The 22,577-nt window shown below is 38.3% G+C and carries 15 protein-coding genes and 2 pseudogenes; 6 read left to right on the forward strand and 11 right to left on the reverse strand.

Annotated elements, in window-relative coordinates; translation table 11 throughout:
* Positions 1–140 precede the first annotated feature (140 nt).
* On the forward strand, positions 141–1,496 hold the full coding sequence (glmM, locus tag MTP24_RS02200) for a phosphoglucosamine mutase (protein ID WP_243532572.1): 1,356 nt from the start codon (positions 141–143) through the stop codon (positions 1,494–1,496).
* Positions 1,497–1,680: 184 nt separating this feature from the next.
* On the opposite strand, the gene MTP24_RS02205 is transcribed toward glmM, so the two are convergent.
* The 10 genes from MTP24_RS02205 to umuD form a co-directional block, all read right to left on the reverse strand.
* Complete coding sequence (locus tag MTP24_RS02205; protein WP_243532574.1) at positions 1,681–3,357, reverse strand: hypothetical protein; 1,677 nt, start codon at positions 3,355–3,357, stop codon at positions 1,681–1,683.
* A gap of 130 nt (positions 3,358–3,487) precedes the next feature.
* On the reverse strand, positions 3,488–4,642 hold the full coding sequence (locus MTP24_RS02210; protein WP_243532576.1) for a site-specific integrase: 1,155 nt from the start codon (positions 4,640–4,642) through the stop codon (positions 3,488–3,490).
* Between the two features lie 300 nt (positions 4,643–4,942).
* A complete protein-coding gene (locus MTP24_RS02215) occupies positions 4,943–6,244 on the reverse strand; it encodes a hypothetical protein (protein WP_008113991.1) in 1,302 nt (433 codons plus the stop codon).
* A gap of 10 nt (positions 6,245–6,254) precedes the next feature.
* Positions 6,255–7,139 (reverse strand): hypothetical protein, encoded by an 885-nt coding sequence (locus MTP24_RS02220; protein WP_243532578.1) that lies wholly within the window; start codon positions 7,137–7,139, stop codon positions 6,255–6,257.
* 90 nt (positions 7,140–7,229) lie between these two features.
* Positions 7,230–8,776, reverse strand: a protein-coding gene (locus tag MTP24_RS02225; protein ID WP_086007399.1) for an IS3 family transposase whose coding sequence is annotated in 2 segments (ribosomal slippage) — positions 7,230–8,296 and positions 8,296–8,776 — 1,548 coding nt in all. Because the reading frame shifts where the segments join, the coding sequence is not laid out codon by codon here.
* Positions 8,777–8,810: 34 nt separating this feature from the next.
* On the reverse strand, positions 8,811–10,748 hold the full coding sequence (locus tag MTP24_RS02230; protein ID WP_243532580.1) for a site-specific integrase: 1,938 nt from the start codon (positions 10,746–10,748) through the stop codon (positions 8,811–8,813).
* Positions 10,741–12,237, reverse strand: a complete 1,497-nt coding sequence (locus MTP24_RS02235) for a hypothetical protein (protein WP_243532582.1) — start codon at positions 12,235–12,237, stop codon at positions 10,741–10,743. Before MTP24_RS02235 ends, MTP24_RS02230 begins: the two co-directional genes overlap by 8 nt.
* Before the next feature lie 82 nt (positions 12,238–12,319).
* Positions 12,320–12,793 (reverse strand): hypothetical protein, encoded by a 474-nt coding sequence (locus tag MTP24_RS02240; RefSeq protein ID WP_243532584.1) that lies wholly within the window; start codon positions 12,791–12,793, stop codon positions 12,320–12,322.
* Between the two features lie 869 nt (positions 12,794–13,662).
* Positions 13,663–14,925 carry a Y-family DNA polymerase gene (locus MTP24_RS02245; protein ID WP_243532586.1) on the reverse strand — a complete coding sequence of 421 codons (1,263 nt, stop codon included), beginning with the start codon at positions 14,923–14,925 and terminating at the stop codon, positions 13,663–13,665.
* Complete coding sequence (gene umuD, locus MTP24_RS02250; protein WP_243532588.1) at positions 14,910–15,326, reverse strand: translesion error-prone DNA polymerase V autoproteolytic subunit; 417 nt, start codon at positions 15,324–15,326, stop codon at positions 14,910–14,912. Before umuD ends, MTP24_RS02245 begins: the two co-directional genes overlap by 16 nt.
* A 485-nt stretch (positions 15,327–15,811) precedes the next feature.
* On the opposite strand from umuD, the gene MTP24_RS02255 reads away from it, so the two are divergent.
* Positions 15,812–16,090 carry a type II toxin-antitoxin system ParD family antitoxin gene (locus MTP24_RS02255; protein WP_243532591.1) on the forward strand — a complete coding sequence of 93 codons (279 nt, stop codon included), beginning with the start codon at positions 15,812–15,814 and terminating at the stop codon, positions 16,088–16,090.
* A gap of 8 nt (positions 16,091–16,098) precedes the next feature.
* On the opposite strand, the gene MTP24_RS02260 is transcribed toward MTP24_RS02255, so the two are convergent.
* On the reverse strand, positions 16,099–17,325 hold the full coding sequence (locus MTP24_RS02260; protein ID WP_243532594.1) for a transposase: 1,227 nt from the start codon (positions 17,323–17,325) through the stop codon (positions 16,099–16,101).
* 38 nt (positions 17,326–17,363) lie between these two features.
* On the opposite strand from MTP24_RS02260, the gene tnpA reads away from it, so the two are divergent.
* The 4 genes and pseudogenes from tnpA to MTP24_RS02280 all read left to right on the forward strand — a co-directional run.
* Complete coding sequence (tnpA, locus tag MTP24_RS02265; protein WP_076923233.1) at positions 17,364–17,759, forward strand: IS200/IS605 family transposase; 396 nt, start codon at positions 17,364–17,366, stop codon at positions 17,757–17,759.
* 725 nt (positions 17,760–18,484) lie between these two features.
* Entirely contained in the window at positions 18,485–18,727 is a 243-nt protein-coding gene (locus MTP24_RS02270) for a transposase (RefSeq protein WP_243532596.1), read from the forward strand.
* A gap of 69 nt (positions 18,728–18,796) precedes the next feature.
* Positions 18,797–19,705 (forward strand): annotated as a pseudogene (locus MTP24_RS02275) (IS66 family transposase); the annotation flags it as partial.
* A gap of 2,314 nt (positions 19,706–22,019) precedes the next feature.
* A pseudogene (locus MTP24_RS02280) lies at positions 22,020–22,328 on the forward strand (UTP--glucose-1-phosphate uridylyltransferase); the annotation flags it as partial.
* Positions 22,329–22,577 lie beyond the last annotated feature (249 nt).

The following is a 22,577-nucleotide window of genomic DNA, read 5'->3' on the forward strand; positions in this document are numbered from 1 at the left end:
GTATCGCATTCCAAACTGAAATTTATATAGCAGTGCTAAGCTTATTAACATTATTGTTAAGCGTTAAGCGCGAGTTTTTACTCGCGCTTTTTGCTTTTTAAAGCTCTTCTTAAGATTTTTTAATTTATAAGGGAATAATTATGTCTCGTAAGTATTTTGGGACCGATGGAGTAAGAGGTAAGGTAGGTACTTTTCCTATTACTCCTGATTTTGCCATGAAGTTAGGGTGGGCTGCAGGCACTGTTTTAGCTTCAAGTGGCACCAAAGAAATTTTAATAGGTAAAGATACACGCAATAGCGGCTATATGTTTGAGTCGGCCATGGAGGCAGGCCTTTCTGCTGCGGGTGTTAATGTAGCCTTTGTTGGGCCCATGCCAACGCCAGCTGTTGCCTATTTAGCATCAACCTTTAGAGCTGATGCCGGTGTAGTTATTAGTGCATCGCATAATCCATTTTATGATAATGGTATTAAGTTTTTTAATAACTATGGCACTAAGCTAAACGATGAACAAGAGCTTGAAATTGAAGCCTTACTTGAGCAAGCGTTAAATAACAACGCCATGCAATGTGTAAGCTCAGAACGCTTGGGTAAAGCAAGACGCATAAACGATGCTGCTGGACGATACATTGAGTTTTGTAAAGGCGTATTTCCAAAAGAGTTAACACTTGAAGGGTTAAAAATTGTTGTAGATAGCGCCAATGGTGCTGCTTATCATATTGCATCTAATGTATATGCAGAGCTAGGTGCAGAGGTTATTAGCATTAATGATAAACCTAATGGTTTAAATATTAACGAGCAATGTGGTGCAACACACTTAGATAGCTTACAAGCCGCTGTATTAGAGCACAAAGCCGATTTAGGTATAGCACTCGACGGCGATGCCGATAGATTAATGCTAGTAGACGATTTAGGTGCAGTAGTTGATGGTGACCAAATACTGTATGTTTTAGCTAAAGCTGCCAAGCTTCAAGGTACTCTGAATGGTGGTGTAGTTGGTACGTTAATGTCTAACTTAGGCTTAGAGCTAGCACTCAAGCAAATGGATATTCCATTTAAGCGCGCTAAGGTAGGTGACCGATACGTGGTTGAGCAGTTAAAACACACCGGGTGGAAGTTAGGCGGTGAAGGTTCAGGCCATATTTTACATTTAGACTATGCGACTACAGGTGACGGCATTGTAGCCTCACTGTTAGTGCTAACAGCACTTATTCAGCAAAAGCAGTCTTTAAGGGACTATGTTTCTGGCATGCAAAAACTACCGCAAGTACTTTTAAATGTGCGTTTAACACAAAATAATGCCGATGAAATACTCAATACCGATGGGGTTAAACAAGCAGTAGTCGAAGCAGAAACCGTACTTGCCGATACTGGCCGTGTTTTACTACGTAAATCGGGCACTGAACCGCTGATTAGAGTAATGGTTGAGTCGACTGACCCTGATGTATCACAAGCGCAGGCTGAGCATATAGCTACGGCAATTAAAGATCTATTATAATGTTGTATTTGGAGTATAGGGACGTAATTTAGCTCTTACATAGTTCATGCTATTTTATTTTAAGTAAAATAATCAGCGTATTCAGCAAGCCATTTTACTGTAAATATCATACCAGTTAGCTTTACAGCCGACTGATATGATATTCACTTGCCTAAATTAAACCTCGCCAAATAGCCATTTAACATTAATCGTCGTTGCCACGAGGAACAGTGTAACTTCCACACTCACCGTTATCTAAATCAATAAAGGTAATAGGCTGCTCACTCTGTATTGTGTTGGCGTAATTTTTAATAAACGGAATAACAAACAGCTGCCTAAGCCTATCGTCACACATGAACTCTGTTGAATTTGTGCTCGTCACGTTATAGTCATCCGACATATCATTGCGTATTAATAGCGGATTGTTCTCAGGCTTTTTAAGCCAATTTTCTAATTGGCCTAATGCGCTACCTCCCCAATTACCGCTAAACGGGATAGGGGTTGAAATAAGCTCAATGTTAATCTCATTAGCAACAAGATTATGTGAGCGACAGTAGTTTAATTGTCGGTTCATGACCGACTGCACACACTCATCGACTGTATATGTTTGCTTATCGGCCCAATCAAAACGACTTATTCCAAATTTATAAATAACCTCCCTAGTGCCTTCGGTTTGAATAATACCGCTCCATACATAAAAAATAATATGGGTATGCGAAAAAGGGCCATAAGTCGGCACGCTTTTTATTTTCTTATCACCAGTTGGTAGTAATAATGTAGGCTGGTCGACCCCCGGATAGTTTGAAAAATTCCTCACGTAGTCAGTTTCACCATTTGTGTATGTAATGTGAGCATGAATGCGCTGCTTGCCTGTGCTTTCTTTTTCACCACGCTCTACCTGTACTGACCATATAGGGTATAGTTTAAGCTTATTTGAAATTCGGTATAAGTCGTTAATAATTTTTGCATCACTGCTTATCATGTCACACACCTTTCCACCGTCTTGTCTTTTTCGAAGTGAAGACAATGTTGTGCGTGCTATAAAGTAATCGGCAATAACAATATCAATGATGTACTTATCTTTTTGTTTAAAAGAGTTTTTAAAGTCAGGACGTTGATACTCAGGAACATAATCTGATGTGTATACCTTAATATCAGTAACATGCGCTGCATCACTAAATTTTTGTAGCTCTTTTTTCACGCTTGCTTTAAATGTTTTAATTTTTTGAGGTGTGTTCATGTCTTCAAGATCATAAGACACCGCCTGTATATTTTTTGCATATTTGAGTAACTTAGTGGATGTTTCGGCTATGCGCTTTTCAATTTTATTTCTTGCCTCTGAAAATTCAGCGATTAAGGTATAGCGATAATCGCGTTTTGAGTGAACATAATTCACTTCAACAGTTAACGATAATAAGTTTTGATCTGCGACTCTTCTATTATCAAGTATGTTATCTAATTTATGCTGTAACGTTGTTTGAAGCTGCACTGCATGGTTTGTTTTTTGCGCTATTAAGGCACAAGGGCACAGCGTAATATTGCCCTCTTTAGTAATATACTGAGATAAATAGCTCAACATTCGCCGACGCGGCTTTGATGGCTTTTTGGTATACCCTAAAAATTGTGTAATGTGTTTTTGACACGCCCGCTTATGGCTAGAGGCAGAGTAAGGAATGGTGCACTCGTACTGTTTAAACAAACCAATAATAGGTTGAAACATCATCCTGTTACTAAATTCATCATACCATTGGCTTTTGTTGAGCTGCTTTAATGGCATATCCATTAGCTTAGCAAACGCAGTTTGAGCTACGTTTAAATCTATCTCAAACTCTTTAGTTGATGGGTACGCCAACGTATTACCTGGGCATTGTTTGCAAATCATAAGTAACCTCTTTTGGGTTAGTAGTAAATTAAATGCGCATAAGCGCGGTATTAGTATTAAATGGTATAGGTGTGGGATGCGTTTGTTTGGCGTTAAGCAATCAAACGCATAGCCATTAACTGTGTGTGCTTTATGCAATCCCGCGTTCAATCATCATTTCATTAAACGCAAAGCCATCTTGCCTTGACGCATTGGCAACATAGGGTGCGTATACGTCAAACAATAAACGTGTGTCGCTGTGGCCTAGCATGTGCGAAATGTACAGCGGGTTTTCGTGCGATGCGATATGCAGGACAGCAGCGGTATGGCGTGTTTCGTAGGGGCGGCGACGTGCAAGGCCCGCTTTATTAAGTGTGGGGTACCACAGTTGAGTGCTTACAAAGTGGGTATCAAGCGGTTTGCCTTTGTGAGTAAACACAAATTCACTGGTTGTTTGTTTTTGTAAGCGTTTAAATAGCGAAAAGAGTGTATTACACATTTTTAAGTCGCGGCGCGACTTAGGTGTTTTTACATCCCCAAGCTCACCATTAACCCAATTGTGGCGAATACGAATAAGGCTATGATTAAAGTCGATATCTTCCCAGCGCAGGCCGTGTATTTCACAGCTACGCATACCGGTCCAAAAACGTACCGTAAAGTAATCGCGCCATTGTGTAGGAGTACATTCTAAAAAGCGTTGTACTTCATCTGCGGTTAGTGGCAGTGAATTAGCGCGCTCTTCTTTTAAGGTTTTATAGCGGCGTAATGGGTAAGTAAAGTCATGCTCTTCGGCGGCTAAACTTAGTATGGCAACAAACGGCCATAAAATACCGTTAATGCGTTTATTAGAGAGTTTACGGGCCCCTTTGGTATCGCATATCATTAAGCTTTCGCGAAAATAGTCCACATTAGCCAACTTGATCTCATTAACTAATATATTGCCAAACTCAGGAATAAGGTAACGGTCGAGCGTATTACGTACCACGCTTTGATAGCTGCTTTTCCATTTTGCTTTTTGACGATCGAACCATTCATTTGCGTAATCGTTAAAAAATGGATAAAGACGATCGGGATCTTTAGCGCGTTGCAAAGCTTCAAACTTAGCGACCTTTTTACTTTCAGGAAAATAATCACGGTATTGAAAAGTTTCTAAGTCAATTTCAGCATTGATTTTTTTAAGCGTTGCATTGGCTTTTTTAATATTAACAGGGGTTGCCATGAGCTTAGTGCCTTCACGAAAGCGCTGCCCATAAATGTGTAAATCAAATTGAATACGCCCATTGGGGCGAATGCGAATGTGAGCCATAAAGGCCTCCATCAGTTAATGGATCTATAAATAGATCTATCCCTCACCGATGGAATTCGTTAGAATTGGATCATCGGCTGGGCTGGTTCAAAGTCGGAGCAGCCGGTACGGGGTAGGGAGGTTGCCGCCTCTTTACCCCAACTGCTTATTTTATCTTCAGTTACACCAATACCATACACTAAGTACGAAATCGCGCAACTGATTAGAATTTCATTATTAAAATATAGCAAGTGCTGTCTATTTGTCCAGTGTTTTGTTGTTTTTTAATATTCCTCCTCTTTATCCTCTACCCACTCGGGATCAAACATCAAGCTCCCCTTGTGCTCCTTGCGGTTTGTGTTGATTTTTATCTGTATCGGATGGTTGCTCAAGTTGTGATGGCTTATAATCCTTGTGTAACGCTAAAACTTCTTTAAGCCGACTGTCATCCCTTTCAACAGAAAGTACACTGAGTGGCACAGTACTTTTTGAACATTTAAAAATCTCTAGAAGTAGTTGTCCAACCTGGTTTTCAGTGACCTGAAATAACATTTCTTCTATTTCTTTTGTACTTTTAAGTTTTAGATCTTTAAAGTCTTTTACTGTAAAGCGAAATACGTACTCCTTTGCTTTTTCAATCTTATCAATACTAAAAATAGTTAAAGGTCGTGTGAAATTCTCTCCTTCGTTATTTAGGTCCCCATCGTCACCTATATTGTTGATAGATACTAGGCTTTCACTAATGTATAAGTGTCCAGAATTTATTGATTTATAGGATTTTTTACAATTTAGCACTTCCATATTCAATGCGAAAAAGTCTATTTTTCCTTTAATAATGACATCTGCTAGCATTCTCTTTTTCTTTCTAAACTCCTCAATACCCGCTAACGGGCATGTGATAGATATATCAGAGCCTTGCAAAAGGAGATCATTACCTCGCTGTAAAAAGTGAATGCATCGGTCTGTGTTTTGGTCGAGCATCTGTTTTATGTCCTCTACCGCTAATTCATTTAATATTAAAGGGACTGTTAATTTAATGTTTTCATCTACTGTTACCTGTGACACATGACCGTTTTTTTGAATAAAAATAGCTTTATTTACTGGGTCAAATTCAATAAAGTCAAAGCTGTCATATTTACTTGCTAAAAAAACAACCATTTCAAAAGTAGCCTTTGATATTGGATCCCCTTCAATTTTTTGATGATCATCTAGGTATTTTAAATGAGTTTCTTGGCCCTCAGTGCATTTATAGCTTTTAAAGCCGGGGAGCTGTGGATGGTTTTTACTTGACTTAATAGTATGATCAGTAACACCTAATTTAATGAGCCCCTTTTCTTGCGTAATAGATAAAACTGGGCTTTTTGAGAAATATAAAGGCAGCTGAGTCAAAAATTCGGCATTGACGGAAAAAGAACAATTTTTGAGCTGCCCTGAGGTTTTGTTAAGGTTTAAGTTACATGTATACCAGTACGGTTCTTCCCCTGCTATAAGGGTTAGTTGTTTTGTCTTTTTATCAATGACACCTGTCACATTTTTACATTTGTTCTTATTTTTTGAACTAGATATGGATTTAGTGAATCCTTTTAACTTACGTATTTCTTTGTCTGTAAAGTAAGCGTCCATGACGACCTCCCTAATGTTTAATTAATTTAATAAACTGTTCTACATATTCAAGTGTATGGATAGATATTTTGCTCTTTGGCTTTAGGTAAATAGTCAATGAACTTGGCCCTTTTTGCTGACGTAAAACGTTGATATGTTTGTATTCACTTTTCTTTGCATAATGCTTTTTAACCATTTCTAACGGTCGCTTACTGTCTACTTTTCTATTTATGTGAAGCTCAAATTCACATCGCACCCATGCCCACTCTGTATGTCTAAATACAGTATTAAACGCAGACGCACCTTTGGTGGTACAGGCAATATTTAAACGTAATGCGTGTTTGCGTTTACACACTGTTATGTTGGGGAATGATTTATATGCTGTTAGATATTTATTATTGATAGGCTGAGAGCGGTGACGACACCCACATTCCCAAATAGCACTAATAGACTCAAAGTTAATTATTGCTTCTTCACCATTAGGAACAGGGTTTATTAGCTTATCAAAAAGAAAGTTAGTTAGTGTTAACTGGCTCTTTTCAAGCGTACTCAACCACTTTTCTTCCAAGTATGTATTGCTTAGTGTGTCAGTTATATGCTCCTTTTGTGCGGCTTGGCTTAAATTATCTATCTGAAACACATGTACCCTTAGTGCGTGTTCAGTTACTGTTATTGATTGACATCGTTTTTCAGCAAGTGTTTGCTGATCATAATCAGGAATAATATGGCTTAGTAGTCTAGATAAATCATTAGATGACGCACTTAGCCCCATCAGGTAGCGTAACGCAGAGTGTGAAAACTGCTTGTGAGTATGAGGATTATGATACTTACTTATTATTGGTAAAAGCCAATCGATATCATGTAGGTAAGACCACCGTGTAGTTGCATAAAAAGTATGGCCAATTTGTTTTCCCATATTATCTAAAAAAGCAGCACTATTAACCTCAATTGCCTCTCTACCTTTGAACCGGAGTTTTTCAAGTTAGTTGTCGCCTCAAGTTAAATTTTATGCCGCCCGCATTTCTTCTTTTTTCTCAGGGTTTAAATTTACTTCATTTATCATTGACCAGTCTCGTGACTTCCCTGACCAACGGCTTGGGTTATTCAATTTAGCTGCGTCGTTTACCTGCTGACGCTTAGCTAATATTTCTTTATCTAAACCTGAATGACGTTGGTTTGGCGTCACAAATTTTATACCACTGTGTAGGTGCTCATTATTGTACCAATCAACGAACCCACTTACCCATTCTCTTGCTGCGCTTATATCTTCAAATGGCTTTTCTGGGTATTCTGGGCGATACTTTAACGTTTTAAATAACGACTCAGAGTATGGATTGTCATTACTTACTGACGGTCGACTAAATGATGGCACAATCCCTAACTCCTGTAATGTTGCCAGTAATGTCGCGCCTTTCATTGGGCTGCCATTATCTGAGTGTAACGTAACTTGCTCGCGCTTTATTTGCTCCCGACTGCAAATATCCTTCATTAAATCTGCGGCTAATTCACTTAACTGTGAGTCGTAAACTTGCCAGCCAACAACCTTTCGACTAAAAATGTCCATCACTAAATATAAGTATAAAAATTGCCCTTTTACGCTCGTTGGTAAATAGGTGATATCCCAAGTGTAGACTTCATTTGCACGCACTGCTTTCAATACTCTTGGCTTTTTTATCGGCTTAGCTGGCTTTACTTTTTCTCTATGCGTTAATAAGTTATGTGCCTTCATGACACGATAAAACGAACTTTCAGACGCTATCCATATGCCCTTATCAAGCAGCTTAGGGACTATTTTACTGGCCGGTAAATGCCCATATTCGGCTGAATTAGCCGTATTAATAATGCGCTGCCGCTCTAACTCTGTGAGACGGTTAGGCGGCTGTTTTTTCGTACTCGTCCGTTTGTCAGTCATATCGTCTGCTTCAATCCACCGCTGAACGGTTCTTAGTGTCAGTCCAAGTAACTCACATGCCTTTTCTTTCCTTGCCCCTGAAGCCTGTGCGTTTGTGATAAGCGTTATTAATTCATGTCGCTCAGTCGCTGTTGTTAATCGTCCTCGTTGAAACCCCAAAGTGCATCCGCTTTTTTTTTGAGTACAAGTAGAGCGGCAGTTTCAGCTAAGGCCTTATCTTTGCGATTCAGTTCTTTTTGCAGTTGCTTTATTTCTTGCTTAAGCTGTTTACTGTCTGACTTTACTGTTTTATTTGAAGGTGGTGTTACTAAGTCTTTCTTCCATTGCTGAATATGATGCGGATAAAGCCCTATATTACGGCAGTATTCATTTATGGCGGCTTCATCTAAACTTCCACACTCAATTACTGCGTTGAGTCTTTCTTCTAAACTCCAGTCTTGTGGTCGTTTTTCTGCTGTCATTTGGCTACCCGTCTGGTGTATTTCAAGTTGATGCTTTTTTGCCAGTGCTATCCAACGTTGTAACGTTGAATAACCGACACCTAAGTCATCTGCAATATCTTCTAAGCGAACATCATCACATTGAGATAATGCTTTTTCAACAGCTTGAACTTTAAACTCTTGTGTAAATTGACGTTTCATTTTATTTGCCTCTGCTAAATGTTAGAGGCGACAACTATCCTGACACAGGGGGGAACCAATAATCTAATCGAACGGCCACTGATTTTTCTGATAGCACTTCCTGCTCTAGAGGTGTTTCCCCGCGCAAATTGTCGGGCGTATAGCTAACGCAATGTAACATTTGCAGCATAAATATATGCACACCGCTGTGACGTAAATGGTGAAAGTTAAAGTGAATACCAAATAATATTCGTAATGCCCTCGATACGGGTACTAAATAGGATATAGCGCGAGAGGATAGTGTCTCAAGATCATGACCTATAAGTGGTAAATCTTGATTACTATGTTTTTTAATATCAAGCAGGGTATAAAAAAAATAGCGGTATCGTGTGGGTATCGTTGTATAAACCATACGGGAGGAGCCACTTTTTGTTTTACCTTCACGAGTGTTGGTAATATTGAGTGTTAAAAGCCCCGTCTCACTTTTAAATTGAATATCTTTAATGCGTAATCTAAGTACTTCACCACGGCGCAACATAGCGTAAAAACCGAGCAAAGTAGCAACAATACAAAATAAAATATGTAATGTGGGCTTTGTTGCTCCATTAACGATAAGTGCATTTATAAGCGAGTCACATTCATCTACGCATAAGCGGGCAGCGCTAACAGAAGGGGGAATTATTGGTGTGCTAAAATTAGATAAATCCAGAGCTTCGGTTTTCTCTTGCCAGCTTAAAAACGCTAAAAATTTATAAAAGGCTTTTTTTACTGCATCAGACTTAATTGAAACAAAAATAACCTGTGCCCACTCATTAATCGACTCCTCAATGAGTGCATCAGTTAAAGTCAGAGGAAAGGGGGTTAGTATCTTTGTGAGTGACGTATACGTTCTAATAGTTCCCTTTTCAAGCGCTGCTTTTTTAGGGCCGCCATTAATTATCCAATCTTTTGTGAAGTCAAACATCAAGCGTGGCAAAATATTATCAGTATCCCAAGGAGGGGGTTCTATTTCATTTACCTCATTTATGTCGACAGCTCTAAGTAACTTTCCATGTTGCCATGGGTTCTTAGGCCCATGCGTTGATAGTGACGTAAACAACGTCGTATCCTGATTATTCTTGTAAATATCAGCTAATTTTTGTTTGCAGACATTATCGTCAGTTATTAGCCCCACATGACGTTCAGGTTGAGCTAAATCTTTAATAAAAATTGGATTTATTTCATATTGGTTATACCAATGAATTTGAAATAGTCTCGACCATTGTGTTTTTGCTATGTGTTGAATGCCATTTTTATCCAGCCAGTCCTTAAGCTCTTTTACTAAAGACGCTGTTGTGGTTATCTTAGCTTGTTGTGCATAGTAATTATGCAGTAATTTTTGACTTAATAATGATAAAGAATAATGAGTAGGAAAATGGGGGATATCTGTATTTTTACACTGGTGTTTAATGCGAAGTCGAGAATAAGGGTATTCATTAGTTATCGATTGGGAGTCATTTAAAATAGTTGATATATCGCCAAGCGATAAAGGTGCTATCTCAAAGCCAATCATAATCACCATAAAAGCAGTGCTAAGCTTACGCTGCTCATAAAAAGTATTGAGGTCTATTTGATAGCGTGAGAACACACAATGTGATAGCCCAGCTTCGTTCGCTATACTTTCAAACCACTCATGATCTGCGTCAGTAAGTAAGGATTTAACAAGTTCAGAGCCATTCTGAGACTCCGGCAACTGCCACTGGCATGCATAACGTAAATAATAAAGAATGTTTTGCAGAGCTTTAGTGTAGTGTACTCGCTTACCTGTTGGCACAGTTGCTATTATTTTTTGTGCTCTCTTTATTTCTTTTTCTTTTAAGGAACGCGTTTGCTGCTGCATTACCGGCCATTTAGTTAAAAGATCAGCAATAACTTGTGTATCAGCACACGGCTGTGCCGTTTTATTTAGGTAGTTTTGAATATCTGTTGCATGTATCAATACGGGGTTAGACATAATGTAACTCCTTAACGCCGATATGTTGGTCTAGCCCGTTTAAGTAAGCTTTTAGAATGCCAATATTTTTTGGGAACATAATATCGCTACCTAAATGTTCCCCTGTATTTTCATGGCCCATTAGGCGGTCTACATCTTGAGCCGTAAGTGGTGTAAGACTAATAATTGTATGAGCACATTGAGCAAAATAGTGTCTGAGCTGATAAGGAACAACACCAGCCCAGTGTTTGTTCATAAATACGCGTAACGCACGAGCACTTAATGGTGTTGGAGTCCCTGAGTTATCATAAATGTACCAAAGCTCAGGTAAATCATCATGTAAGCTTAGTTGGGAATGAAGTGATGCTTTTAGCTCAGTGTAATGCGTAATTTCTCTAAGCAGGTAATCACTTAAAATAACTTGCCTTAAGCGGCCTTTATCTTTGACAAATGTAATGTGCGTGAATGAAAAATAATGAGAGAGTAAGCTAATACTGTGGGTTGGCCTTACTCCTGTTAATACAATAAATAGCAATGCTATGCGAAAGCTGACTGCATTAAAGTAAGCTAACCACTGCGCACGTGAAGCTCTATTGTTTGGTTTTAGTTGTTTAACATAATTATCAATACGATTAAAAAAGTCAGTGACGTCTTTATCTTTAGGAACACGGCGACTACCGAGCATAATTGCAGGCACTGCAACATGATCACTCTTTCCTTTTGTTTTAATGATTTTATATTGACTCATACTCCCTTTATGTTTCAGATTTGGATCAATATTTTCGTAAGGCGTGTCTCTTAGGCGCTCAGTAATAAGGTTAACCGTTTTACTTTCGAGATGAACTTTGAAATACGAATGCAAATTCTCTTTTCGTATGAATTCAAATAAAAAGCCGATATATCTGTTATGGGCATCAAAAATTTTAAATCTCAGACGGTCGCTGCTGAACCGTTGATAGCATATAGCGCTAGTATGGTGTGCTTTAACTGATTTTACTAAATGCTTTCTTGGGATAGGGGTCAAGGTTTCGTCTGCCCGAGCACATAACGATATATAACGATAAAAGGTATTTTTTCTCGCCGGCTTAAAAGTTTTGAGTACTAGTGGCGTCTTCCAATGGCTATTTATTAATTTAAAAAGTCGCTGTTTAACGCGATCAGTTAAAAGGGGGATATTATATCTTAGATCACTGAAATAAGGTTGGAAAATACAATTCAAATAGCGCGGGATCGGTTGCCATACGTAATAAGTGTGTTGATTATCTTTTACCTCATGAGCGTACTCTACCCAACTATTATTACCTCGTGTAAAGGTACGAAAAGTGAATGGCTGACAATTAAACGTTCCTGATATACGAGTAAAATTTGGAATATCTTTGTAAGATTTAATACTAGCCCACTGCTGAGTGAGCCAAAGGAAAAGAGTAATAATAGTCATTACAAGACGATCTTTTTTGTTTTCTTTATTTAGCTTTATCATCAAGATAGTAAATGTTGTAGCATGCTCCATTGCATCTGGATAGCAGCCCCCCGCATTGTTTAAACGATTACTTCTCGCTATGTGTGTATACATACTCATATTGACTTTCCCATTACCGAAAAGTAGACGGTGAGGTATTAGCTAAGTTTGCCAATATCGTTTTTTTAGGGGCGTGTATACCGTGCGCTTTAAAGCAAGCATGTCGCTGTTGAATATTAGCGCCCAAGGCGTTCTTTAAATAAAGTGTTAGCGCACAGTTATATAGCAAGGTAACCCTTAATACGTGATCAACAGCATCTGCTGGGTAAATATATACCTTTAAAAAAAGCTTTTTACTTAAAGGGTGGGCTTTAAAGCGCTCTAGTACTCCGCTCGGTGCAAGTGTCAGGTAACAATCATTATTAGTATCAAGTGTCACTGGCAGTGGATGTAAATCTAATGACATTTGTATGACATCAATCGGTAACTTATCAATGCACTGGTTTACTTTTAAATTTACGACATCATTTTTAGTCAGCTCCATTAATAGTGGATGACTTTGTAATTCTGCGTTGGTTAACTGAATCTTTTTTTGCTTATATTTCATTGTTCACTCTATTTAATTAACGTATTCATGTTTAATTTATGGTAACCCTTTACCATTTTTGTTTTGACTATTAAGCCTGGCTATTTAGGCCTACTTATTTAGTGCGAATACACCACTCGCGTTTTGTAAAAAAAACTCTTAAGAGGTAAGCGCCAAAAACATTTATCTTGTCCATAATAAAGAACAAAAAAATTTTTGTGTGTGACAGAGGTACCTATTTTTGATGCTCTACCAATTTTTTTTAAAAAGTGAAAACTTTTGCGTTTCATAAAAACCTCCGGCATTTTTTATAAATGAATTTATTCATTTATTTATGTTTAATTATGGTAACGCGCTTTTTTTGCTACTGCGGCGATTAACTCCTGCTTTGTAGGCATACTTATTTGGCGAACTAAACTTAAACATCCTCACGCATTAAAATGACTCAATAGCTAAAATGTGAATAAAATAAATAGTAAAGGAATTTTTGAAACGAGTTTCAGATTAGAGACCCCTTTTTTAGCACCTGAAAAAACTCACGTGATAAAAATATTTTTTTGTAAAAAACATCATTTGTTTGATAGTGGTTAATATTATTTATTTTCAATAGCTTAGGGGTGTTCGCTTTTTTCTTTATTAAAATAAATGTCTCTTTGAATTTTTAAAATTTTTGTGAGTTTTTTGATTGTTTTATGTTGACGATGGGGTTTTTAAGAGTAAATTGGTGTTTTGTATGGTTTTGTGTACAGTTTTTTGAAGGGGGGTTAGCGGATATGTATTTTCTGCTCGCTGCTTTATTTAAAATTTGTTGCGTATTCTTGTTAACTTTAACGCTGTTATTGCGCTAAATATTTTTTACCAACAATGCCAATGATTAAACATCCAGATATTTAATCACTGCATTTAATAATAGGAATATCAGACCAACGTGTTGTGTAATGCGGCGACAAAAAAGCACGCTTCATATTCCAGATTTGACTAAGCCTTTCACTGCCTATTGATAATGTACCTGCACCGTAACGTTTGTTTATTGCATCTAAGCACTTCATCATTTTAGGGTTGTCGGCATTAACACTGAACATATCAGCTTGTTGATACAGCTCACTTTCTAATTCTATTGCACCAATACCACAGCGATAAAACCGCGTATTAGCCTTAAAAATATCATTAATTACATCAGAGACTGCATTAGCTAATACACTCGTATCTGATGTAGGGGTAGGGAACTCATAAAGTAACGACTTTTTATAGTATAGGTCTTCGTGCGGTGAGCTTGCAGCAAATATAACAATACGCTTTGTTAGCGCTTGCTGCTTTCTGAGTTTTCGACCAACCGTAGCAGCATGCGTTATTAATGCTGATTTTAATGTGGTTATATCACTCACTCTTTCACCAAAGCTTCTTGTCGAGTAAATTTCCTTCTTATTTTGTTTTACCTCATCCCAGCTTAAACAGGCTACGCCATTTAATTCGCTGACAGTGCGCTCAACAACAACACTAAACATTTTTCGCATTGCTTTAGGGTTTTGGCAAGCAAGCTCATAGGCCGTTGTAATACCCATTAGTTTTAGCTTTTTCCCTAAACGGGAGCCTATCCCCCACACATCGGTTACATCCATTTTTGAAAGTATTTTTTTGCGTGTGTCCTCATTATTAATAACAGCAATACCATTGTAACCCGGCAGTTTTTTTGCAGCATGATTAGCCGCCTTTGCCAATGTAGGTGTGGGCCCAAACCCAACACCCACAGGTAAGCCCGTTTCTCGCCAAACGGCACGACGTATTGTTTGCCCATAATCTGCCCAGTCATTAATAAGGCGAGAAAACCCAGTAAAGCGCAGAAACGACTCATCGATACTGTACACATAGTGGTCATCACAAAACCGGTTAATAACCGTCATCATTCTTTCACTTAAATCAGCATACAGCTCATAGTTAGAGGAGCGAACAACCACATTATGCTGCTCTAAATAGTGCTTAATTTTAAAATATGGTTGGAATTTTGGAATATTGAGCTTTCTGGCAATAGGGCAGATAGCGCAAATACAGCCGTCGTTGTTTGTTAGCACAACAACTGGTTTAAAACGAATAGATGGATCGAACACCTTTTCTGCACTGGCATAAAAAGCCACCGCATCTACGAGGGCAAACATCGACTTAACTCAGCTCTATTTTTGTGAAGACGAATACTCGATGTCACCACCCCCTCCAATTTAAAGTCATCATCTTCAGAAATATAAACAGACTTATAATTTTTAGAAGCAGAGATAAGTAAGCGATTAGCTTTGTCTATTATTTTGCAAACAAAGGTGCCGTTATAACTGGCCACAATCACATCACCGGTACTCACATTTTCAGCTCTGTCGACAATGAGTAAATCGCCATCAAATATTCCCACATCCTGCATCGACTGCCCTGATGCAAGCCCAATAAAGGTTGCATTTGGGTGTTTAATAACAAGTTCATCTAGTGAAATACCAAGCTCTGTATACTCAGCAGCAGGGGACTCAAAGCCAGTAATGCCCGCTTCGATATAAATTGGAATAACAAACATACACACCTCGATACTGTTTATCTATACAGTATAAGGCAAGCCATTTAACATACCAAGAAATTTTAAATGCGCAGCTAACTAAGGGAAAATTGAAAATGCACCGTAATGGTTTGGCATTGATACTGCGTTATCGCCTATTTATGGGGAGTAACCATAGTTTATAAAAATGGCGTATGGTCTAGTGTGAAAATCAAAGCTGATGACACAGAAAACCCTTATGTGAAATCAATAGCTTTTAATTTTGATGTCAGTCAGTGAAGGCGAGTGTTTACAGAGCAAGTCGAACTTCTCAAAGAACCTAGTTTCGTTATTCAAAGTAAGGGGTTATTTGTTTTAAATTTCAACCATACCGCCTTAATAAGAAGCTAAAAAAAAGTTGCTTATACTTTAGCAACGTAGGATTAGGAGGTGTTTTTTGTCTTTCTTAATTGACTTGATATGTTTTTGATACCAAAATATATTGAATTTTGGTATTGGAGGTTGGCATGGCGAAAAATACAAGTGTTACATTAGGTGAGCATTTTGACTCATTTATTAGTCAGCAATTAGAGACTGGTAGGTATGGATCTGCAAGTGAAGTTCTAAGAGCTGGATTAAGAGCCTTAGAAGATCAAGAATTGAAAATGAACAATTTAAGGAATATGTTGGTTGAGGGAGAAAACAGCGGAATAGCTGACTATTCATATGACACACTATTAAGTGACTTAGGTGAACTACCCCATCGACGCCACTCCGTGTCGAACAATGGGCTTCTACAGCCTTGACTTAGAGACTAGGCTGCTTCTTTTTTCTCAGTTCCAACAGCAAACTTCGATAGCTCGAAGACTTTCGTTTTAATGGCTGATTTCTGCTGAGATGTGGGGGTAACCCTTGCGACGATCCCAGCCGCAATCAAATCTAATTCACCTGTTTTTGCTATGACTTTAGCCGCTGACAAGTCTCGGCTTTGGTTAGTTTCACAAGCCGTACATGTGAAATTTCTGTCGTTCAATGTTAAAACATGATGTTGGCCGCATTCTGCGCAAATCCCAGTCGATTTTTCAAATCGACCAATTTCATGATAGAGTTTACCTTCAAGCTCAGTTTTGTATTTTGAAAGCTGAGTAATTAAGCCCATCACATTATCGGCAACCATGCTGCCATTGAACTTTTGCATCCCTTTTACGTTTAAATCTTCGAACACTAAAATGTCATTTTCATTGGTTATCTGGCGTGAAATTTTGTGTGCAAAGTCGAGCCTTTGCCGTGAGATTTTGCCGTGTAATTTGTTGATGCGTTGTTTGGTTTTTTGCCAGCGATTTGAACCTTTAGTTCGGCGTGCAAGCTGGCGTTGCAATTGATTTAACTTTGTTTTTGACTGCTTTAAAAACTTGGGGTTATCGACCACAAAACCATCTGAGCCAACAACAGTTTGCTTTGAGTTAATGTCAAAACCTGTGAGTGTTTTTAAAACTTGTTTAGCTGTTTTGCACTCAACTTCCTGAGTGATGCTGCATCCCCATTTTCCGTGGTAATACTGGATAGTTACAGTCTTGATTTTACTTGCTAGTTTGCGATGCAAGATAATGGGTATCTTGCCTACCTTTGGGATACTGATAGTGCCATCTTCAATACGGATGCAATTAGAATTGTTTACCGCTCGAAATGAATCGTTGTGAAGTTTTTTCTTTTTATATGAGATCTTGTGCTTTGGAAAGCGCTGCAAACGGCCTTTCGAGATTGCGTTCTTTAACGCTGTTTCTAAGTCGCGAGCAACTTGCTGAGCTGCTGCCGAGTCAAAAGACTTAATCCACGTAAACTCTTCAAAAGGCTTTATTTCCTTAAGAAGCGAGGCCATATCATTGTAGAACAAGAATGTTTTATCGAACTCATATCGACGCATGTTCTCAGACAACAATAAGTTCCAAATGCCACGCGCTGTCGCGCCAAACTCAACGAGTTTAGCTTCTTGCTCTGGCGTAGGATTTAGCCTGTAGTTGTATCTAAGCGTCTTTTTCATACACTGTATAGACTACTGTATGGAAATGAGTTGTCAAGATGGAATATGAAACTAAATCTCACTGTAAATATTTAATAGCGCTACATTTAATACTTGTGGTTAAATATAGAAAACAATTGTTAAAAGGTGATGTAGGTGATTTTGTAAAACAAAAAATCACTGAAATTGCAGAGCGCTCAGAATTTAATATCGAAGAGATCGAGGTGGACAAAGATCATATACACATATTGCTAACGATCTCTCCCAATATCAGCGTTGCGAGTTACGTTAGGAGAATTAAACAATCTACAACGCAAAGTCTATGGTCGAGATTTAAATGGTTTAAAAAGCAATTCTGGGTTAAAAAAACATTTTGGTCTGACGGATATTTTGTTTGCTCTGTTGGGAATGCGGCTGCTGATACAATTCAAAAATACATTCAAGAGCAGGGCTAACTATTCCGATTCATCCCATCGACACCGCTTCGCGTCGATCAATGGGTTTTCTCGGAAAATTTCGATAAAGAGTGTTAGCAAAGATCTACTTTCTCGAATACATAGCAATAAAACTCTAGGCAATTTAGTCGCTAATATGAATCGCGCTACTTCCCTTAATGTATTGTCTGATCATTTTTGCCTTAACATTGCCTAATGAGGTTAACTTTGAGAATATTTTCAATTTTCTGTTTTTTACCGCTCCAAATGTACTTGTAATGCCCACTTTGAATAGAGATCGTCACTGCGAAAAGCTAAATAAAGATGTAGCTTTTCGTATTTGGGAAAAATAGTCTGCTGGATATATTAATATGCTTGCGGCAAGGTAGGCAGATGAATTGTGTGTTGAGAAAAATGTGGATAAGGCAGCATGACACACTTACAACTTCTATTTCTAGATTTTAGCGCTACACCATTTATAGATTTTGATGTTATTTTCACCTATTATTTTTTAAGGGGGATTACCTTATTGCTAACAACCTGATTTAAGTCCCTCAGCTCAACAGCCTTTGCAAAGATTTAGTCGGCAACACCTCTCTGACATGACATCTCTTATCTACTATTAATAGACTAACTAAAAGCGGAAGTTCACTTCTCCTTTTTTATTGAATAACTACAATAACAGAACAATACTTCTCTTTTTATCATAATTATTATAATTTCGGAAATATACTTCTGAGGTGTTTATGAGTGTAATATTCCAATTGTTTCACGGTGGTCAGTGGCATGATGCTGCTGAATTAACGTTTACAGGTGATGAAATGAGCTCTAAAGTAAGGCTCACTTACTTTACGCACAAATTTAAATGGCCGAAAAACCTCAGCGCCGACACCCTAAACTTAACCGAGCAACAATTACACTGGTTATTATCTGGGTATGATGTCATAGGGCATCAACAAATCAACATCGAAAACGCTAGCATTATTTAGATCGTCGCGGGATCAATATTAACCATCGCATTAAGCTAGTTTACGGTAAAAACATTATAAAATAAAAGGATGAATATTGATGTTAACTGCCTTCCAGATGATCCGGCTTTGCTTAAAAAGCTGCTGGCAGAGCACGCTGAAAAATTAGCGCAAGCGACTGCAAGAAACCGGTATCTAGAGGAGCAATTCCGCCTAGCGCAACAAAAACAATTTGGTAAAAGTGCCGAAGTCTTTGACGCACAAGGTGAATTGTTTAATGAAGCCGAAGACATCATTGAGCAACCTGATGAGCTTGCTACGCAAGAGATTAGCTACACTCGCAAAACACCAAAGCGCAAACCATTACCCAAAGACTTACCCCGTGAGCAAGTGATTCATGACATTGCCGAAGAAGACAAGTTGTGTAACTGCTGTGGTAATGAATTGCATAAAATGGGTGAAGACGTCAGCGAAAAGCTCGACTTCGTTCCCGCAAAGATAAAAGTCATTGAGCATATTCGCCCAAAGTACGTGTGTCGTGAATGTGATAAGTCAGGGTCGAATAACAGTATTAAACAAGCCAAGATGCCCAACATGACCATCAACAAAGGCATGGCCACGTCCAGTTTGTTAAGTCAAATCATCACCAGCAAATATCAATATGCACTGCCACTGCACAGACAAGAGTCGATGTTCAAGCAATACGGCATTGAGCTTAGCCGTAAAACCATGAGTGACTGGGTACTCGCATCCGCTACCTTGTTTGAATCGCTGATATAACGACTGAAACACGCGTTACTTAAACAGCCTGCGATACATGCCGATGAAACGACGGTCAATGTGGTCAACGCCGACAAAGTAAAAAGTTACATGTGGCTATATTGTACCGGCACGGATTCGCCATCGGCTATAAATAAACACAACCCAATACCAAACATTGTGCTTTACGACTATAAAAACAGTCGGGCAGCTTCCTGTGTGGTTAATTATCTGGATGGCTAATTAAAAAGGGTAATAGTAAGGCTAATTTTCTCATTTAAATACTCTCTAATTATTTTGGGCTCATTGTGCAAAAGCCTATAGTCATTTGTAGTGATATTTTACTGTAAAAGCAAAGTTTAACTACTGTTATATCATTAGATTTTTTGGTGTAAGCTAACATGATAAATACCAGCATTTAATTTTGATAACTAAATTTTGAAGTGTGCGAGCAATCAATGCAGCTTTTCTTTTGCTACTACATGTGCTGCAGTTACTTTTTTACTGAGATAATGCCGGCCGTCTAAGATAATTGTCGCTTAATAGGCTAAAGAGTACAGGGTTATCTCGCTATGCATTCTATAAAGTAGGCATTTACTAATACTTTTATGCAGAAACGCAGCGCTTTACCCAAATATGTTTTCTTATCCTAAAAAGGGCCAATCAACGAGAGGTCAGCTATGTATGAGCACTGGTATTTTTGCACGTGTGACACTGGTAATTCACGCAGATATGCTTTCTTTTACCCAAAAAAGAGACGATGTCGAGTTTAAATGGTCATCTATGCAGATTACAGGCATTTTTACATGAATAAAGTGGGTGCGCTAACGTATAAACACTGACGCTTATGCATAAATATTGACGATTTTGCGTTATAAACCTCTCCAATTTCTTTGGGCTATTAAAAGCGGTCATCTATGTACAAACATTGATATTTTACATGGGTGGCATTGGTGCTTTTACGCAAATATATATTTTTGAGCCTAAAATCGTTAACTAACGAGCTATAATAATCACCGGTGTAAAAACACTGTACTTTACACCAACACACTCGCTCTTACGCATAAAAAACAGGCGCTTTACGCTCTAGGCCGTTTAAAGTCGGTCATCTATGTATAAATGTTGAGTTTTCACCTTGATGAAACTGATGCTTTTCGCAGGTATACTGACTTTTTACCTATTAAATTAATGCTTTACGCTAATGTCATTAGGTCATTACAAACGGTCATTTATGCAGAATACTGGTATTTCTACATAGTTATAATGGTGCTTTACGCTATAACTCTCATCAGTATCATTGGGCCGATTAAAATCGGTCATCTGTGTATAAATATAGAGTTTCCACCTTGATAATACTGATGCTTTTCGCAGGTATACTGACTTTTTACCTATTAAATTAATGCTTTACGCTAATGTCATTAGGTCATTACAAACGGTCATTTATGCAGAATACTGGTATTTCTACATAGTTATAATGGTGCTTTACGCTATAACTCTCATCAGTATCATTGGGCCGATTAAAATCGGTCATCTGTGTATAAATATTGAGTTTCCACCTTGATAATACTGATGCTTTTCGCAGGTACGCTGACTCTTTACCTATTAAATTAATGCTTTACGCTAATGTTATTAGGTCATTACAAACGGTCATTTATGCAGAATACTGGTATTTCTACATAGTTATATTGTGCTTTACGCTATAAATCTTATCAGTATCATTAGGCCATTAAAGTCAGTTATCTGTGTACAAACATTGATACTTTACATCAGTGACATTGGCGCTTTTACGTAGATGTGCCTTCTTAATGCTAAAAAAGGGTAATAAACGAGTTCTAATGGTCATCTATGCAGATAATTGGTATTTTTACATGAGTAATACAGGCGTTTTCACGCATAAACGCTCGCGCTTTACGTAAATATGTCCTCTTGGCCCTAAAGAAGGCAGTTAGCGAGTTGTAATGGTCATATATGTAAGATTCTAGTATTTATACATGAGTAAAGCAGTCATTTTCACGCATAAACACTCGCGCTTACGCATAAAACCGGTGATTTTACGCTCTAAACCACTCTCATTTCATTAGGTCTTTATAAGTGGTACATCATGTACACATATTGATTATTTACATGAGTAACATTGGCGCTTTTGCGCAAAAGCACCACGCTATACCTATCGACTTCACCCCATTTAGGTGCTGTATAGCGCGTCTAGCATTGAGTATTCACTTTTACATTCACTATTTCACCAGTTACGGATGAAGCTACGATAAAATCGCAGGCTTGAGCGCGCCAAGCCGACTCACTGGTTGTCATTTTAACGCGTAAAATCAGCCTTAAATGAGGTGAGAAATTGCCTGACTATATAATTAAAAAAGTGAATTTTTTCACTTTTTTATCTCAGACTTTTGCGAAGTAGAAGTGTCTCAAATAGCCATTTTCAGACGTTTTTGTGTCTCATATGTAGAGTTAAATAGGGCGGAAAGTCTTGCTGTATAAGGGTTGTAGGGGAGGGGAGTGTTTTCTTCTAATAGAGGGAACTATCGGATCCTTCTTCGCAATGGTTGAAAAACCAGCCGCAGAGGTTGCTCCTTCAAATTTAGCCGTTGTTGGTCGTTATGTTTTAAGTAAAAATATTTGGCCATTACTCGCTAAAACTCATGTTGGCGCAGGCGGTGAAATACAACTTACAGACGCGATTGATGCATTACTTGCTATTGATACGGTAGAAGCGTTTCATGTGAGTGGCCGCTCACATGACTGCGGCGATAAACTTGGTTATTTAAAAGCCATTGTAGAATACAGCATGCGCCATGAAAGCTTAGGTTATGAGTTTACTGAATATATGAAAGAGTTGGTTAAAGGGTAAAGGTGCTAGGGGCTAGGGGCTAGGTAGAGATTAAGCCAAGCATGGTTTTAAAATTCACGGTAGTGGGTTACCGGTAACGGGCAACGAGTAATGGGCTACGGGTCTAAAACCTAGGACCTAAAACCTAATAATGACGCGGGGTGAACCCGCTGCTACAGGTATTTAAAAACCTTGCAATGTTAACCGCAAGGTTTTTAAATACCTAACACCTAACACCTAACACCTAACACCTAACACCTAACACCTAAC

The sequence above is a fragment of the Pseudoalteromonas sp. APM04 genome (genome assembly GCF_022809815.1).
GTDB classification, from domain to species: domain Bacteria; phylum Pseudomonadota; class Gammaproteobacteria; order Enterobacterales; family Alteromonadaceae; genus Pseudoalteromonas; species Pseudoalteromonas marina.